Here is a 15,832-nt window from a genome sequence, read left to right as displayed (position 1 = left end):
AGCGCCATGTCCAGATTCTTCATCGACCGGCCGATCTTCGCCTGGGTGATCGCCCTGGTGATCATGCTGGCCGGCGGCCTGTCGATCCTCAAGCTGCCGATCAACCAGTACCCGAGCATCGCCCCGCCGGCGGTGGGCATTTCCGTGCGCTACCCGGGCGCCTCGGCGCAGACGGTGCAGGACACCGTGGTGCAGGTGATCGAGCAGCAGCTCAACGGCATCGACGGCCTGCGCTACATCTCTTCGGAGAGCAACTCCGACGGCAGCATGACCATCACCGCCACCTTCAACCAGGGCGTCGATCCCGACATCGCCCAGGTGCAGGTGCAGAACAAGCTGCAGCTGGCCACCCCGCTGCTGCCGCAGGAGGTCCAGCAGCAGGGCATCCGCGTCACCAAGGCGGTGCGCAACTTCCTGCTGGTGATCGGCCTGGTATCCGAAGACGGCAGCATGGACCGCAACGACCTGGCCGACTACATCGTCTCCAACATCCAGGACCCGCTGTCGCGGACCCGCGGCGTTGGCGACTTCCAGGTGTTCGGCGCCCAGTACGCCATGCGCATCTGGCTCGATCCGGCCCGGCTGAACAACTACGCGCTGACTCCGGTGGACGTGAAGAGCGCCATCCAGGCGCAGAACGTGCAGGTGTCCTCCGGCCAGCTCGGCGGCCTGCCGGCCTCGCCGGGCCAGCAGCTGACCGCCACCATCATCGGCAAGACCCGCCTGCAGACCCCCGAGCAGTTCCGCGACATCCTCCTCAAGGTCAACGCCGACGGCTCGCAGGTGCGCCTGAAGGACGTCGCCCGCGTCGAGCTGGGCGGCGAGAACTACAGCATCAGCGCCGAGTACAACGGCCTGCCGGCCACCGGCATCGCGGTCAAGCTGGCCACCGGCGCCAACGCGCTGGACACCGTGGCCGCGGTGCGCCAGACCCTCGACGAGCTGGAGCCGTTCTTCCCGCCGGGGATGAAGGCGGTCTATCCGTACGACACCACGCCGGTGATCTCGGCGTCGATCATGGGGGTGGTGACCACCCTGTTCGAGGCCATCGGCCTGGTGTTCCTGGTGATGTACCTGTTCCTGCAGAACTTCCGCGCCACCCTGATCCCGACCCTGGCGGTGCCGGTGGTGCTGCTCGGCACCTTCGGCATCCTCGCGGCGTTCGGCTTCAGCATCAACACCCTGACCATGTTCGCCATGATCCTCGCCATCGGCCTGCTGGTCGACGACGCCATCGTGGTGGTCGAGAACGTCGAGCGGGTGATGAGCGAGGAGGGGCTGTCGCCGCTGGAGGCCACCCGCAAGTCGATGGGGCAGATCCAGGGCGCGCTGGTCGGCATCGGCCTGGTGCTGTCGGCGGTGTTCGTGCCGATGGCGTTCTTCCCCGGCTCCACCGGGGTGATCTACCAGCAGTTCTCCATCACCATCGTCTCGGCCATGGCGCTGTCGGTGCTGGTGGCGCTGGTGTTCACTCCGGCGCTGTGCGCCACCCTGCTCAAGCCGATCGCCAAGGGTGCGCACCACGAGAAGAAGGGCTTCTTCGGCTGGTTCAACCGCAGCTTCCAGCGTGGCGTGCAGGGCTACGAGCGCGGCGTCAAGGCGGTTCTGCGGCGCAAGGCGCCCTACCTGCTGATGTACCTGGTGATCGTCGGCGTGATGGCCTGGATGTTCACCCGCATCCCCACCTCGTTCCTGCCGGAGGAGGACCAGGGCGTGCTGTTCGCCCAGGTGCAGACCCCGGCCGGCTCCAGCGCCGAACGTACCTACGAGATGGTCCGCCAGATGCGCGAGTACCTGCTCGAGGAGGAGGGCGAGGTGGTCAAGTCGGTGTTCACCGTCAACGGCTTCAACTTCGCCGGCCGCGGGCAGAGCTCGGGCATGGCGTTCATCAACCTCAAGCCGTGGAGCGAGCGCACCGAGCCGGGCCAGGGCGTGTTCGAGCTGGCGCAGCGCGCCCAGCAGCGCTTCTTCGGCTTCCGCGACGCCATGGTGTTCGCCTTCGCCCCGCCGGCGGTGATGGAGCTGGGCAATGCCACCGGCTTCAACGTGTTCCTCCAGGACCGCGCCGGCGTCGGCCACCAGGTGCTCAGCCAGGCGCGCGACCAGTTCCTCCAACTGGCCGGGCAGAACCCCAAGCTGGCCGGCGTGCGCCCCAACGGCCTGCGCGACGAGCCGCAGTACCAGTTGCTGATCGATGACGAGAAGGCGCGCGCCCAGGGCGTGTCGCTGGCCGAGATCGACCAGACCCTGTCGATCGCCTGGGGCGGCAGCTACGTCAACGACTTCATCGACCGCGGCCGGGTGAAGAAGGTCTACCTGCAGGGCGAGGCCTCCGCGCGGATGAATCCCGAGGACCTCGACAAGTGGTTCGTGCGCAACGCCGAGGGCCAGATGGTGCCGTTCAGCGCCTTCGCCAGCGGCCAGTGGATCTACGGACCGCCCAAGCTGTCGCGCTACAACGGCGTGTCGGCGATGGAGATCCTCGGCGCCGCCGCCCCGGGCTACAGCTCGGGCGAGGCGATGGCCGAAGTGGAGAAGATCGCCGCCCAGCTGCCGCCGGGCGTCGGCCTGGCCTGGACCGGGCTGTCCTACGAGGAGCGTCTGGCCGGCGACCAGGCTACCGCGCTGTACGCCCTGTCGCTGCTGGTGGTGTTCCTCTGCCTGGCGGCGCTGTACGAGAGCTGGTCGATCCCGTTCTCGGTGATGCTGGTGGTGCCGCTGGGGGTGATCGGCGCGTTGCTGGCCACCTACGGTCGCGGCCTGTCCAACGACGTGTACTTCCAGATCGGCCTGCTCACCACCATCGGCCTGTCGGCGCGCAACGCGATCCTCATCGTCGAGTTCGCCAAGTCGCTGCACGAGCAGGGCATGAGCCTGGTCGACGCCGCGGCGGAGGCCTGCCGCATGCGTCTGCGGCCGATCGTGATGACCTCGCTGGCGTTCATCCTCGGCGTGGTGCCGCTGGCCGTCTCCAGCGGCGCCGGCGCCGGCAGCAAGCACGCCATCGGCACCGGGGTGATCGGCGGCATGCTCTCCGCGCTGGTGCTGGCGATCTTCTGGATCCCGCTGTTCTACGTACTGGTCTGCTCGCTGACCGAGCGCAAGCGCAAGCCGGGCGTGCAGGCCGAGAAGGAGTCCGCGCTGTGAACAAGTCGATCCTGACCCTGAGCCTCCTGCTGGGCCTCGGCGGCTGCTCGCTGATCCCCGACTACCAGCGCCCCGAGGCGCCGGTGGCCGCCGCCTGGCCGTCCGAGGGCGTGTATGCCGGTGCGGCGGACAGCGCGGCGAGCGCGCTGCCCGCCTGGCGCGGCTTCTTCCGCGACCCGGCGCTGCAGCGCCTGATCGAGGTGGCGCTGGACAACAACCGCGACCTGCGCGTGGCGGCGCTCAACGTGCAGGCCTACCAGGCGCTGTACCGCATCCAGCGCGCCGAGCTGTTCCCGCAGCTCGACGCCCGCGGCAGCGGCACCCGCCAGCGCCTGCCGGCCGACCTGACCCGCACCGGCTCCGCCGCGACCAACGGCGAGTACGGCGCCACCGTCGGCGTCACCGACTGGGAACTGGACCTGTTCGGTCGCCTGCGCAGCCTCAACCAGGCGGCGCTGGAGCAGTACTTCGCCACCGAGCAGGCGCGGCGCAGCACGCAGATCGGCCTGGTGGCCAGCGTCGCCGACGCCTGGCTGCGTCTGCAGGCCGACCGCGAGCTGCTGGCGCTCAGCGAGGAGACCCTGAAGACCTACGAGCAGAGCCTGGCGCTGACCCAGCGCAGCTTCGACGTCGGCGTCGCCTCGGCGCTGGAGCTGAGCCAGTCGCGCAGCGCGGTGGAGGGCGCGCGGGTCAACGTCGCCCAGTACCAGCGCCTGCTCGCCCAGGACCACAACGCCCTGCAGCTGCTGCTCGGCAGTGCGCTGCCGGCCGACCTGCCGGCGGCCGCGCCGCTGGAGCAGGTGCAGCTGGCCGAGCTGCCGGTGGGCCTGCCCTCCGACCTGCTGCAGCGGCGCCCGGACATCCTCGCCGCCGAGCACCAGCTCAGGGCGGCCAACGCCGACATCGGTGCGGCGCGCGCGGCGTTCTTCCCGAGCATCGGCCTGACCGCCCGCGCCGGCAGCGCCAGCACCGAGCTGTCCGGACTGTTCAAGGGCGGCAGCGGCACCTGGCTGTTCCAGCCGTCGATCAACCTGCCGATCTTCACCGCCGGCAGCCTCAAGGGCAGCCTGGACTACGCCAAGCTGCAGAAGCAGGTCGAGGTGGCGCAGTACGAGCAGGCGATCCAGACCGCGTTCAGCGAGGTCGCCGACGGCCTCGCCGCGCGCAGCACCTACGTCGCGCAGCTCGCGGCGCAGCGCCAGCTGGTGGCGGCCAACGCCGAGTACCGGCGCCTGGCCGAGCGCCGCTACCGCACCGGGGTCGACAGCCAGCTGACCCTGCTCGACGCCCAGCGCCAGCTGTTCGGCTCGCAGCAGCAGCTGATCGGCGACCGCCTGGCCCAGCTGTCCAGCGAGATCGCCCTGTTCAAGGCGCTCGGCGGCGGGGTGGAGTAGGGACAGACCGTGATGGCTCCCACGCTCGCGCGTGGGAGGCCGCCCGCGCACTGTGCCCATGGTGCGCGCGGCGCACCCTACGGCGGTTTTGCTCAGGCTGGTTCGTAGGGTGCGCCATGCGCACCAGCAGTCCAGCCAGGCGCAGGGAAGCCTCGCGCAGCGATCTTCCCGGCAGGTGGTAGATAATCGCTGCGCGAGTTACCTCCCCGGCATCCGCTTCAGACGCGCTCGGCCAGCAGCAGGATGTTGCGCGGGGTCAGGCGGTAGTCGCAGAAGGCGCCGAGGCGCACCCGATAGCCCTGCTCCTCCAGGTACAGCGCCCGGTCCAGCAGCAGCCACAGCTCCAGCGGCCGGCGGAACAGGCCGCGCACCAGCTCGAGGTTGCGCACCGCGGCCAGGCGCTGCCAGCCGGCGGCCTCCAGCGCCGCCCAGTCGCGCTCGCCGGGTGCCTGCAGCTCCTTCAGTTCGGCCAGCTCGCGGCAGTATTCGGCGAACGGCTTGTCCAGCCAGGCCGGCGCCAGCGAGGGCACCGGCAGGTAGTCGTCCACCCCGCGCAGCTCGCGCTGCAGCAGGTCGAAGGCCAGCCGGCGGGCCATCGACTGGTCGCGCTGGCGGCGCACCCGCGCCCCGGCGGTGACCGTCTCGGCCAGCGGCAGGCGCAGGTCGTCGCGGCTCAGGTGCAGCGCCGAGGCCTGCGCCGGCTGCGACAGCGGCCGGTAGGCGTCGGTGGCGATACGGTTGTAGCAGCAGGGCGCCACCGCCAGCTGGCGGCAGCCCTTGGCGCTGGCCAGCTCCAGCAGGCGCACGTGCAGCTCGCCGCAGGCGTGCAGGGCCACCGGGGTGTGCCCGGCCTGCAGGCGTTCGCTGGCGCCGGCAGCCAGCACGTCCTGTTCGAGGTGCCGCGCCGGCAGGGCGAGGCGATCGCTGAGGCGCTGGCCGTCCGCGACCAGCGCGGCGTCGTATTCCAGGCAGGTCAGCGGCGTGCCGGCGTGGGCCAGGCGGCGGCCCAGGTGGCCCTTGCCGGAGCACCAGTCCAGCCAGTGGCGCGGCGGCTCGCGGAACTGCAGGCGGCTGGCGAAGGCGTCGATCTGCTGCCACTTGCGTCCCGGCACGTCGACGCTGAACTGCGCCGGCAACGGCGCCACGGCGCCAGCCGGCAGGTCGCCGACCGCGGCCAGCTGCGCGGCGTGCGCGGCCAGCTGCGGGAAGGGCGCCGGGGCGTCCAGTTGCTCGGGGTGGTTGTGCACCGCGTCGGCCTGCTCCAGCGTGCGTCCGCGCAGCCAGGCGGCCAGCGCGGGGTAGTCGCGCTCCCAGCCGAGGGTCAGGGCGGTGAACGGCTTGTCGCGCCACAGCATCTGGTGTTCGCGCAGGAAGGCGTCCAGCGCGGCGAAGCGCTGGCGCAGCAGGGGGCCTTGGAGGATGTCGGACACGGCGGGCGGCGGCGGGCAGTGGGCGGGCGGCGATTATAGCGGCGACGTGGTGCGCATGGCGCACCCTACGGTTCGGCGGTGGTCGCCGGTAGGGTGCGCCGCGCGCACCAGGGCACCGCTTCTCAGCGGGCGCGCGCCGCGTCGATGCGCAGCCAGCGCTCGATGCCGCGGAAGATCCAGGTCAGGCCGATGGTGATGACCAGGTACAGCGCCCCGGCGTAGACGAAGAAGAACATCTGCTCGTAGGTGCGCGAGCTGATGGTGCGCGCCATGCCCATGATGTCGTAGAGGGTCACGGTGTAGACCACCGCGCTGGCCTTGAGCATCAGGATCACTTCGTTGGTGTAGGCCGGCAGGCCGATGCGTGCGGCGCGCGGCAGGATGATGTGCCACAGCGCCTGGCGCTGCGACATGCCCAGCGCGCGCGCCGCCTCCACCTCGCCGACCGGCACGGCGTGGATCGCGCCGCGCATGATCTCGGCGATGTAGGCCGCGGTGTGCAGGGTCATGGTCGCCAGCGCGCACCAGTACGGGTCGCGCAGGAACGGCCACAGCGCGCTCTTGCGCACCTCCGGGAACTGCGCCAGGCCGTAGTAGACGATGAACAGCTGCAGCAGCAGCGGGGTGCCGCGGAAGAAGAAGATGTACGCCGAGGGCAGCGCGCGCACATGCCAGTGGCGCGAGGCGCGGGCGATGCCCAGCGGCAGGGCGACGATCAGCCCGGCGACCACGGCGATCGCCACCAGCTCGAGGGTCAGGGCGACGCCGTCGAGCATCTTCGGGGTCCATTTGACCAGCAGTTCCCAGCCGCTCATAGCTCGTTCCTCGCGATGCCGCGGCCGGCGCGTTTTTCCAGCTGGTGCAGGACCAGCATGACGATCACGGTGAGGCCGAGGTAGATGGCCGCGGCGCTCATGTAGAAGGTGAAGGGGGCCTTGGTGGCGTTGGAGGCGACGCTCGCCTTGCGCATGATCTCCTCCAGCGAGATCAGCGACACCAGCGCGGTGTCCTTGAGCAGGATCATGTACAGGTTGCCGAGGCCGGGCAGCGCGGTGCGCCACAGCTGCGGCAGGATGATGCGCCAGAAGATCCGCAGGCCGGACAGGCCGAGCGCCTGGCCTGCCTCGCGCTGGCCCTTGGGAATGGCCAGCAGCGCGCCGCGGAACACCTCGGTGGCGTAGGCGCCGAAGCACAGGCCCAGCGCCAGGGTGCCGGCGGCGAACGGGTTCAGCGCCAGCTCGGGGTAGCCGAACGCCGCGCCGACGGCATTCAGGCCGCTCACCGTGCCGTAGTAGATCATCAGCACCCACAGGGTTTCCGGCACGCCGCGCACCAGCGTGGTGTAGCCGCCGCCGAGCAGGCGCAGGGGCAGGCTGGCCGAGGTCTTGGCGAGGGCGCCGAGCAGGCCGAGGAGCAGCCCGACGCCGACGGCGGCGACGGACAGCTTGATGGTCATCCAGGTGCCGGCGGCCAGCGCCGGCCCGAAGCCTTGAAGGTCAGGAATCATGGTTTGTCGGCGGCGCGCCAGCGTGAGGATGGCGCGCCGCTAGCGGCTCAGTAGATGCTGAAGGGGAAGTACTTGTCGTTGATCTGCTTGTAGGTGCCGTCCTCGACGATCGCCTTGAGGGCGGCGTTGAGCTTGTCGCGCAGGGCGTCGTCGCCCTTGCGCACGGCGAGGCCGATCTTGTCGTCGTCGTACACCGGCTCGCCCTTGAACTCGAAGTCCTTGCCGGCGTCGCTCTTCAGCCATTCCCAGTTGACCAGCTTGTCGGCCAGCACGCCGTCGACGCGGCCGGCGGCCAGGTCGAGGTAGGCGTTTTCCTGGGTGTCGTAGAGCTTCACCTCGACCACGTCGCCGAGGTTGTCCTCCAGCCAGGTGCCGGCGATGGTGGCGCGCTGTGCGCCGATCACCTTGCCGTCGAGGCTGGCCTCGTCGGTCTTGAAGTCGACCGACTTGGGCGCGATGAACTGCAGCTTGTTGGTGTAGTACGGGTCGCTGAAGTCGACCGCCTGCTTGCGCTCGTCGGTGATCGACATGGAAGCGGCGATGAAGTCGAACTTCCTGGCGTTGAGCGCCGGGATGATGCCGTCCCAGTCGGAGGTGACGATCTCGCACTCGGCCTGCATCTTCACGCACAGCGCCTTGGCGATCTCCACGTCGAAGCCGACCACGTTGCCGCTGGCGTCGATCTGGTTGAAGGGCGGGTAGGCGCCTTCGGTGCCGATGCGCAGCTTGTCGGCGGCCAGCGCCGGGGTGGCGAGGACCAGGGCTGCGGCCATGGCCAGCAGCGAGTTGCGGATTTTCATGGGTAGGGCTCCTTGTTTGGCTGTCCGTCGCCCGGCCGCGGCGCGGGCGCGTCGGCCGAGTTGTTATTTGAGGCTAGACATGAACTGGCGGCAGCGCTCCGAGCTCGGGTTGCCGAACACCCGGTCCGGCGGCCCCTGCTCCTCGACCAGGCCCTGGTGGAGGAACACCACCTCGCTGGACACCTGGCGGGCGAAGTTCATCTCGTGGGTGACCAGCAGCATGGTGCGGCCTTCCTCGGCCAGCGCACGGATCACGTTGAGCACTTCCTGGACCATCTCCGGATCGAGCGCCGAGGTCGGCTCGTCGAACAGGATCACCTTGGGCTCCATGCACAGGGTGCGGGCGATGGCCGCGCGCTGCTGCTGGCCGCCGGACAGTTGGGTCGGGTAGCTGTCGCGCTTGGCGGCGATGCCGACCTTGGCCAGCAGCGCCTCGGCGCGCTCGGTGGCCTCGGCCCTGGACAGGCCGAGCACGCGGCGCGGCGCCTCGATCACGTTGTCGAGGATGGTCATGTGCGGCCACAGGTTGAAGTTCTGGAACACGAAGCCGAGCTGGCTGCGCAGACGGTTGATCTGCCGGCTGTCGGCGGCGACCAGCGCGCCGTCCTTGCCCGGCTTGAGCCTGAGCTCCTCGCCGGCGACGAAGATCTGCCCCGCGTGCGGGCTTTCCAGCAGGTTGATGCAGCGCAGGAAGGTGGACTTGCCGGAACCGGAGGAGCCGAGGATGGAAATGACGTCGCCGTCGCGCGCGGTCAGCGAGATGCCCTTGAGCACCTCGAGGTCGCCGTAGCGTTTGTGCAGGTTGCGGATTTCCAGTGCCGGAGTGGCTGCGGCCATGGGGGGGATTCCTGATGTCGTTGTGCGGATCAAGCTAGCACAGCGGCCGGCGCCGTCGCCATGGGCGCCCGGGCGGCCTGCTGCGGTTTTCTGCGCGCGTTGCCGGGGCGCCTCAGCGCCGCTGCAGCAGCACGCCGCTCTCCATGTGGTGGGTCCAGGGGAACTGGTCGAACAGCGCGCAGCGCACGATGCGGTGGGTGTCGTGCAGCTGGGCGAGGTTGGCGGCCAGGGTCTCGGGGTTGCAGGAGATGTACAGGATGCTGTCGAAGCGCCGGGTCAGCTCGCAGGTGTCCGGGTCCATGCCGGCGCGCGGCGGATCGACGAACACGCTGCCGAACTGGTAGCTCTTGAGGTCGATGCCGGCCAGGCGGCGGAACGGGCGCACCTCGTTGAGCGCCTGGGTCAGCTCCTCGGCGGACAGGCGCACCAGCTCGATGTTGCCGATGCCGTTGCCTTCGATGTTGGCCAGCGCGGCGTTGACCGAGGTCTTGCTGATCTCGGTGGCCAGCACGCGGCGCACGCGGGTGGCCAGCGGCAGGGTGAAGTTGCCGTTGCCGCAGTACAGCTCCAGCAGATCGTCGCTGCGCTCGCCGAGGGCGTCGTAGGCCCAGTTGAGCATCTTCTGGCAGACCACGCCGTTGGGCTGGGTGAAGGCGCCTTCCGGCTGGCGATAGCGGAAACTCCGCCCGGCCACGCTCAGCTCCTCTTCCACGTAGTCCTTGCCGATGACGATGCGCTTGCCGCGCGAGCGGCCGATCAGGCTGACGCCGAGCTGCGCGGCGACCTGTTCGGCCTCGGCCTGCCAGGCCGCGTCCAGCGGGCGGTGGTAGCACAGGGTGATCAGCGCGTCGCCGGCCAGGGTGGTGAGGAACTCGACCTGGAACAGCTTGTGCGACAGCACCTCGCTGGCCTGCCAGGCGGCCTTCAGCTGCGGCATCAGCTGGTTGATCCGCTGGCTGGCCACCGGGAACTGCTCGATCAGCACCGGGGTGTGCTTGTCGCCCTCGAACATCGCGTAGTGGCGGCCGTCGGCCTCGCGCCACAGGCGGAACTCGGCGCGCAGGCGGTAGTGCTCGGCCGGCGAGTCGAACACCTCGGGCTCGGGGGCATCGAACGGCGCCAGCAGCTCCTGCAGGCGGGCCTTCTTCGCGGCGAGCTGGGCGGCGTACTGGGTCGGGTCGAGGGAGGGACTGTGCATGGCGGACTCGTGTGCGAAAGGGGAAACCGGTCAGGCGAAGAAGCCCAGCTTGACCACGAACAGGATCGACAGCACCCACATGGCGCTGTTCAGCTCGCGGGCGCGCCCGCAGCACAGCTTGATCGCCGTCCAGCTGATGAAGCCGAGGGCGATGCCGTTGGCGATGGAGAAGGTCAGCGGCATGGCCAGCGCGGCGATCAGCACCGGCGCGGCCTCGCTGAGGTCGTCCCAGGCGATGTCGGCCAGGCCGCCGGCCATCAGCACGGCGACGAAGAACAGCGCCGGGGCGGTGGCGTAGTCGGGCACCGCGGCGGCCAGCGGCGAGAAGAACAGGCTGAGCAGGAACAGCGCGGCGACCACGCAGGCGGTCAGCCCGGTGCGCCCGCCGGCGCTGATGCCGGCGGCCGACTCGATGAAGCTGGTGGTGGTCGAGGTGCCCAGCGCGGCGCCGGCCATGGTCGCCGTGCTGTCGGCCAGCAGGGCGCGGCCCAGGCGCGGCAGCCTGCCGTCCGGGCCGACCAGGCCGGCCTTCTGCGCCACGCCGATCAGGGTGCCGGAGGTGTCGAACAGGTCGACGAACAGGAAGGCGAAGATCACGCTGACCAGGCCGACGTCCAGCGCGCCGGCGATGTCCAGTTGCAGCAGGGTCGGCATCAGGCTCGGCGGCGGCGCCACCACGCGGTCCAGCTCGGTCAGGCCGAGGGCCAGCGCCGCGGCGGTGACGGCGAGGATGCCGATCATCACCGCCCCGGTGACGCGGTGGTGGACCAGCGCGACGGTGAGCAGGAAGCCGAGGCCGGCGAGCAGCGGGCCGGGCTGGCCGAGGTCGCCGAGGGCGACCAGGGTGGCCGGGTGGTCGACGACGATGCCGGTGTTCTTCAGGGCGATCAGCGCGAGGAACAGGCCGATGCCGGCGCTGATCGCCGTGCGCAGCGGCAGCGGGATGCTGTGGATGATCCACTCGCGGATGCGGAAGATCGACAGGGCGAAGAACAGCACGCCGGAGAGGAACACCGCGCCGAGCGCCACCTGCCACGTGTAGCCCATGGTCAGCACCACGGTGTAGGTGAAGAAGGCGTTGAGGCCCATGCCGGGGGCGAGGGCGATCGGGTAGTTGGCCAAGAGGCCCATGACCAGCGAGCCGATCGCGGCGGCCAGGCAGGTGGCGACGAACACCGCGCCCTGGTCCATGCCGGTCTTGGCGAGGATGCTCGGGTTGACGAACAGCACGTAGGCCATGGTCAGGAAGGTGGTGATCCCGGCGAGGATCTCGGTGCGCACCGTGGTCTGGTGGGCCTTGAGGTGGAACAGTCTTTCCAGCATGGGGTTCTCCGGTGCTCGGCCTGCGCGAGCGGAACGCCGGGGTCGGCGCCAACGGCGCCCCCGCTGCCTTGTGGGCGGCAGGGGCGGGAAAAAAGGCGCGCATCATACCAGCGCCGCGGCGCCTGGTGAAATTCTGCCCAGCTCAGCCCTTGCGCGCGCGCAGGATGACGAACTTGGGCGTGGCGCCGACCTGGCTGACCTCGCGGAACAGGCGCTTGAGCTTGGCGTGGTAGCCGAGGTGGCGGTTGCCGACGATCCACAGCTCGCCGCCGCGCCCCAGCGCGGCGTGGGCCTGCTGGAACATGCGCCAGGCGAGGAAGTCGCCGACCACCTGCTGCTGGTGGAACGGCGGGTTGCACAGCACCAGGTCCAGCGACGCCGGCGGCTGGCCGGCCAGGCCGTCGGCGGCGCGGATGGTGACGGGGCGCCCGCCCAGCGCGGCGCGCCAGTTCTCTTCTGCGGATTGGATGGCCATGAACGACTCGTCGACCAGGGTGTACTCGGCCTCGGGGTTGGCCAGCGCGCTGGCGATGGCCAGCACGCCGTTGCCGCAGCCGAGATCGGCGACCCGCGCGCGGCCGAGGCCGCTGGGCAGCAAGGGCAGGAAGGCGCGGGTGCCGATGTCCAGGCCCTCGCGGCAGAACACGTTGGCGTGGTTGACCAGCTCCAGCCGCGGCTCGTCCAGGCGGTAGCGGGTCGGGTAGGGCGACAGCGGCGCCGGCCGGGCTTCGGGCGTGCACAGCAGCAGGCGCGCCTTCTTCACCGCCAGCGAGGCCTGCACCGGGCCGAGGTACTGCTCCAGCAGGTCGCCGGCGGCGCGCGGCAGGTGCTTGAGCATGCCGGCGGCCACCACCCGCGCGCCCGCGGCGAGCTGGCCGTGCAGGCGGATCAGCTGCTCCTCGAGCAGCGCCAGGGTCTTCGGCACGCGCAGCAGTACCCAGTCGAACGGACCCTGCGGTGTCTGGCTGGCCGGCACGAACTGCACCGCCTCCGCCGCCAGGCCGTTGCGCGCCAGGTTCTTCTGCAGCGCCAGGGCGCCGAGGAAGGAGTCGCCGCTGCTGACCACCCGGGCGTGCGGCGCCAGGGCGCAGGCCAGCGCGCCGAAGCCGTCGTTGAGCAGCAGCACGCGGCTGCCTTGGGCCAGGCCCTGCGCGTGCAGGTGCGCCAGCAGGTACTCGTCGGCGGCGTCGAAGGCCTGCAGCGGGTCGTGGCGCTGCTCGGGCTGGCGCAGCAGGTCGAGTTGGGCGAAGGGGGAGACGAACAGGGGCATGGGCGGGGGATTTGCGCTATATGAAGGAAGCCGCCGCGCCGGCGGCAGCGGAGGGAGGCAAGTATGACGGCCAGCGCAGAGAAGTTCACCCGCCAGCACCTGCTCGAGGTGTGGCGCTGGTCGCCGAGCCTGTTCAGCCTGCGCTGCACGCGCGATCCGGGCTTCCGCTTCCGCGCCGGCCAGTTCGCCCGCCTCGGCGTGCGCAAGGCCGACGGCGGCATCGTCTGGCGTGCCTACTCGATGGTCTCGGCGCCGCACGACGAGTTCCTCGAGTTCTTCTCCATCGAGGTGCCGGACGGCGAGTTCACCGGCGAGCTGAAGCAGCTGGCGGTCGGCGCCGAGCTGCTCATCGAGCGCCAGGCCTACGGCTATCTCACCCTCGACCGCTTCGTCGACGGTCGCGACCTCTGGCTGCTGGCCAGCGGCACCGGCGTGGCGCCCTTCCTGTCGATCCTCCAGGACCCCGAGGTATGGCAGCGCTTCGAGCGCATCGTGCTGGCCTACAGCGTGCGCAGCGCCGCCGAGCTGGCCTACCAGGCGCTGATCGCCGACCTGGCACGCCGCGAGTGGCTGGAGGGCGTGGCGCACAAGCTGGTCTTCCTGCCGGTGGTGACCCGCGAAGCCGTGCCCGGCTGCCTGCAGGCCCGCCTCACCGCACTGCTCGACAGCGGCGAGCTGGAGCGTGCCGCGGGGCTGCCCATCACCCCCGGGGATTCGCGGCTGATGCTGTGCGGCAACCCGGCGATGGTCGAGGAGCTGCATGCGCGGCTCAAGGCGCGCGGCCTGCAGCTCAGCCTCAGCCGGCGGCCGGGGCAGCTGGCGCTGGAGAACTATTGGTAAAGAACTACTGGTAAAAGGCTGGTTACGTTTTTCTCGCCGGACTGTCACACGCTGGCCTTATGATGGCGGCCTTGTTTCCGACCGAATGGTTCCGATGGACAGCGACAGTAGTTGCAGGCCGCCCGTGGCATCCGCACCGCGGGTGGCCTTCCCTCCGCTCTACCCCGTCTCCTGGCGTGCTTCCTGCATCGCCGTCATCCCGTATTGCGTATGCCCGCCTGCCCCCGGTAGCGCGGGCTGCCTTCGTTCTGCCGAGAGAGTCTGACCGCTATGGAATGGATCGCCGATCCGACGGCCTGGATGGGCCTGCTGACCCTGATCGTCCTGGAAATCGTGCTGGGCATCGACAACCTGGTGTTCATCGCCATCCTCGCCGACAAGCTGCCGCCGCAGCAGCGCGACCGGGCGCGGCTGATCGGCCTGTCGCTGGCGCTGCTGATGCGCCTGGGCCTGCTGGCCAGCATGGCCTGGCTGGTCACCCTCACCGCGCCGCTGTTCGAGGTGCTGGGCCAGAGCTTCTCCGGGCGCGACCTGATCATGCTGTTCGGCGGCGTGTTCCTGCTGTTCAAGGCCACCATGGAGCTGCACGAGCGTCTCGAGGGGCATGCCCAGCACAGCACCGGCAGTCGGACCTATGCGCAGTTCTGGCCGATCGTCGCGCAGATCGTGGTGCTCGATGCGGTGTTCTCCCTGGATGCGGTGATCACCGCGGTGGGCATGGTCGAGCAGCTGTCGGTGATGATGGTCGCGGTGATCATCTCCATCGGCCTGATGATGGTGGCCAGCAAGCCGCTGACCGCCTTCGTCAACGCTCGCCCGACGGTGATCATGCTGTGCCTGGGCTTCTTGATGATGATCGGCTTCAGCCTGACCGCCGAGGGCTTCGGTTTCCACATTCCCAAGGGCTACCTGTACGCGGCGATCGGCTTCTCGATCCTCATCGAGGTGTTCAACCAGCTGGCCCGCCACCGCCGCAAGCGCAGCCTGCAGGAGGGCGCGCGCAGCCACCGCGAGCGCACCGCCCATGCCGTGCTGCGCCTGCTCGGCGGCAAGCCGGTGGCCGCCGACGAGGTCGGCGAGGAGATCGCCGACCTGCTGGAGGGCAGCGATGCCGGCGCGGCCGAGCCGTTCGACCGCCGCGAGCGGGTGATGATCAGCGGCGTGCTGCACCTGGCCGAGCGTTCGATCCGCACGGCGATGACCGAGCGCCACGCGGTCGACCACATCGACCTGGAAGCCGGCGCGGCGCAGATCCAGCAGGCCCTGCTCGAATCGCCGCACTCGCGCCTGCTGGTGCTGCGTGGTGGTGCGGTGGACGAGCCGCTCGGCTACGTGCACAAGAAGGAACTGCTCAGGGAGCTGCTGCGCGGTGCGCAGCCGGACATCGAAGGCCTGCTGCGCGCGCCGCTCAACCTGCCGGACAGCTGCACGGTGCTCGGCGCGCTGGAGCAGATGCGCGAGGCCCAGGCCCACGTGGCCTTCGTGGTCAACGAGTTCGGCGAGTTCCAGGGCCTGTTGACTCTCACCGACATCCTCGAGGCGATCGCCGGCGAGCTGCCGGATGCCAGCGAGGTGGCGGGCCCGGACATCGAGCCGTGCGCCGAGGGCTACCGGGTCAGCGGCGCCATCAACCTCAGCCTGCTGCGCGAGCGCCTGGGCTTCCAGGCGCGGCCGACCGAGGACTACCAGACCCTCGCCGGCCTGGCGCTGAGCCTGCTCGACCGCCTGCCGGCGATCGGCGACGCGCTGGAGTTCGCCGGCTGGCAGCTGCGGGTGATCGAGGTGCGGGAGCGAAGGGTCAGTCGCCTGCTGCTCAAGCCGCCGGCCCAGATGGCGTGAAAGCTGCTGCGCTTGCTCATGCTGCGTTGAAATCGGCTTCGGACAGTGGCTTGCCACTGAACGCCCGCAAGGGCGGCCCCGAAGGGGCGAGCGCAGCGAGTCATGCTCATTTGCAACCAGCAAACTCCGCTTCCTCAGCCGATTTCGCCTTGCCTGACCTGCGCTCGCGACGCTTTCACACCATCTGGGGGTATGGCTCAACAAGGCCAGAAACGACAACGGCGCCCATCGGGCGCCGTTGTGCGTT

The 15,832-nt window shown here is 70.0% G+C and carries 12 protein-coding genes; 4 read left to right on the top strand and 8 right to left on the bottom strand.

Features of this window, described 5'->3' with window-relative positions:
- Positions 1-6: 6 nt before the first annotated feature.
- Entirely contained in the window at positions 7-3,147 is a 3,141-nt protein-coding gene (locus SK095_RS12920; RefSeq protein ID WP_320546512.1) for an efflux RND transporter permease subunit, read from the top strand.
- A complete protein-coding gene (adeC, locus tag SK095_RS12915) occupies positions 3,144-4,541 on the top strand; it encodes an AdeC/AdeK/OprM family multidrug efflux complex outer membrane factor (RefSeq protein ID WP_320546511.1) in 1,398 nt (465 codons plus the stop codon). Before SK095_RS12920 ends, adeC begins: the two co-directional genes overlap by 4 nt.
- A 218-nt stretch (positions 4,542-4,759) precedes the next feature.
- On the opposite strand, the gene SK095_RS12910 is transcribed toward adeC, so the two are convergent.
- From SK095_RS12910 to SK095_RS12875, 8 genes are all read right to left on the bottom strand, one after another.
- Complete coding sequence (locus SK095_RS12910; RefSeq protein ID WP_320546510.1) at positions 4,760-5,971, bottom strand: methyltransferase; 1,212 nt, start codon at positions 5,969-5,971, stop codon at positions 4,760-4,762.
- A 122-nt stretch (positions 5,972-6,093) separates the two neighbouring features.
- Entirely contained in the window at positions 6,094-6,786 is a 693-nt protein-coding gene (locus SK095_RS12905; protein ID WP_136491219.1) for an ABC transporter permease, read from the bottom strand.
- Complete coding sequence (locus SK095_RS12900; protein WP_136491218.1) at positions 6,783-7,478, bottom strand: ABC transporter permease; 696 nt, start codon at positions 7,476-7,478, stop codon at positions 6,783-6,785. The genes SK095_RS12905 and SK095_RS12900 overlap by 4 nt, the downstream gene beginning before the upstream one ends.
- Positions 7,479-7,525: 47 nt before the next feature.
- The gene (locus tag SK095_RS12895; protein WP_136491217.1) at positions 7,526-8,278 is read right to left on the bottom strand and encodes an ABC transporter substrate-binding protein; all 753 of its coding nucleotides are present in this window, start codon (positions 8,276-8,278) and stop codon (positions 7,526-7,528) included.
- Between the two features lie 63 nt (positions 8,279-8,341).
- Positions 8,342-9,115, bottom strand: a complete 774-nt coding sequence (locus SK095_RS12890) for an ABC transporter ATP-binding protein (protein ID WP_320546509.1) — start codon at positions 9,113-9,115, stop codon at positions 8,342-8,344.
- A 112-nt stretch (positions 9,116-9,227) separates the two neighbouring features.
- Positions 9,228-10,313, bottom strand: a complete 1,086-nt coding sequence (trmA, locus tag SK095_RS12885) for a tRNA (uridine(54)-C5)-methyltransferase TrmA (RefSeq protein ID WP_320546508.1) — start codon at positions 10,311-10,313, stop codon at positions 9,228-9,230.
- A gap of 30 nt (positions 10,314-10,343) precedes the next feature.
- The gene (locus SK095_RS12880; RefSeq protein WP_136489930.1) at positions 10,344-11,636 is read right to left on the bottom strand and encodes an NCS2 family permease; all 1,293 of its coding nucleotides are present in this window, start codon (positions 11,634-11,636) and stop codon (positions 10,344-10,346) included.
- Between the two features lie 142 nt (positions 11,637-11,778).
- Entirely contained in the window at positions 11,779-12,906 is a 1,128-nt protein-coding gene (locus tag SK095_RS12875) for a methyltransferase (RefSeq protein WP_136489931.1), read from the bottom strand.
- 63 nt (positions 12,907-12,969) lie between these two features.
- Here SK095_RS12875 and SK095_RS12870 point away from each other — a divergent pair, with 63 nt between their 5' ends.
- Together SK095_RS12870 and SK095_RS12865 are read left to right on the top strand one after the other, a co-directional pair.
- Positions 12,970-13,746, top strand: coding sequence for a ferredoxin--NADP reductase (locus SK095_RS12870; protein ID WP_136489932.1), 777 nt, complete (start codon positions 12,970-12,972; stop codon positions 13,744-13,746).
- A gap of 270 nt (positions 13,747-14,016) precedes the next feature.
- On the top strand, positions 14,017-15,585 hold the full coding sequence (locus SK095_RS12865) for a TerC family protein (protein ID WP_136489933.1): 1,569 nt from the start codon (positions 14,017-14,019) through the stop codon (positions 15,583-15,585).
- Positions 15,586-15,832: the final 247 nt, after the last annotated feature.

The organism is Pseudomonas sp. AN-1 (genome assembly GCF_034057115.1).
GTDB lineage: Bacteria > Pseudomonadota > Gammaproteobacteria > Pseudomonadales > Pseudomonadaceae > Geopseudomonas.
This window is presented reverse-complemented; position numbering and strand designations above follow the sequence as displayed.

Excerpts from the sequence above, each read along its gene's own strand:
- SK095_RS12905 (WP_136491219.1), bottom strand. The coding sequence starts at position 6,786 with ATGAGCGGCTGGGAACTGCTGGTCAAATGGACCCCGAAGATGCTCGAC.
- trmA (WP_320546508.1), bottom strand. The coding sequence starts at position 10,313 with ATGCACAGTCCCTCCCTCGACCCGACCCAGTACGCCGCCCAGCTCGCC.
- SK095_RS12895 (WP_136491217.1), bottom strand. The coding sequence starts at position 8,278 with ATGAAAATCCGCAACTCGCTGCTGGCCATGGCCGCAGCCCTGGTCCTC.
- SK095_RS12920 (WP_320546512.1), top strand. The coding sequence starts at position 7 with ATGTCCAGATTCTTCATCGACCGGCCGATCTTCGCCTGGGTGATCGCC.
- SK095_RS12870 (WP_136489932.1), top strand. The coding sequence starts at position 12,970 with ATGACGGCCAGCGCAGAGAAGTTCACCCGCCAGCACCTGCTCGAGGTG.
- SK095_RS12880 (WP_136489930.1), bottom strand. The coding sequence starts at position 11,636 with ATGCTGGAAAGACTGTTCCACCTCAAGGCCCACCAGACCACGGTGCGC.
- SK095_RS12890 (WP_320546509.1), bottom strand. The coding sequence starts at position 9,115 with ATGGCCGCAGCCACTCCGGCACTGGAAATCCGCAACCTGCACAAACGC.
- SK095_RS12900 (WP_136491218.1), bottom strand. The coding sequence starts at position 7,478 with ATGATTCCTGACCTTCAAGGCTTCGGGCCGGCGCTGGCCGCCGGCACC.
- SK095_RS12875 (WP_136489931.1), bottom strand. The coding sequence starts at position 12,906 with ATGCCCCTGTTCGTCTCCCCCTTCGCCCAACTCGACCTGCTGCGCCAG.
- SK095_RS12865 (WP_136489933.1), top strand. The coding sequence starts at position 14,017 with ATGGAATGGATCGCCGATCCGACGGCCTGGATGGGCCTGCTGACCCTG.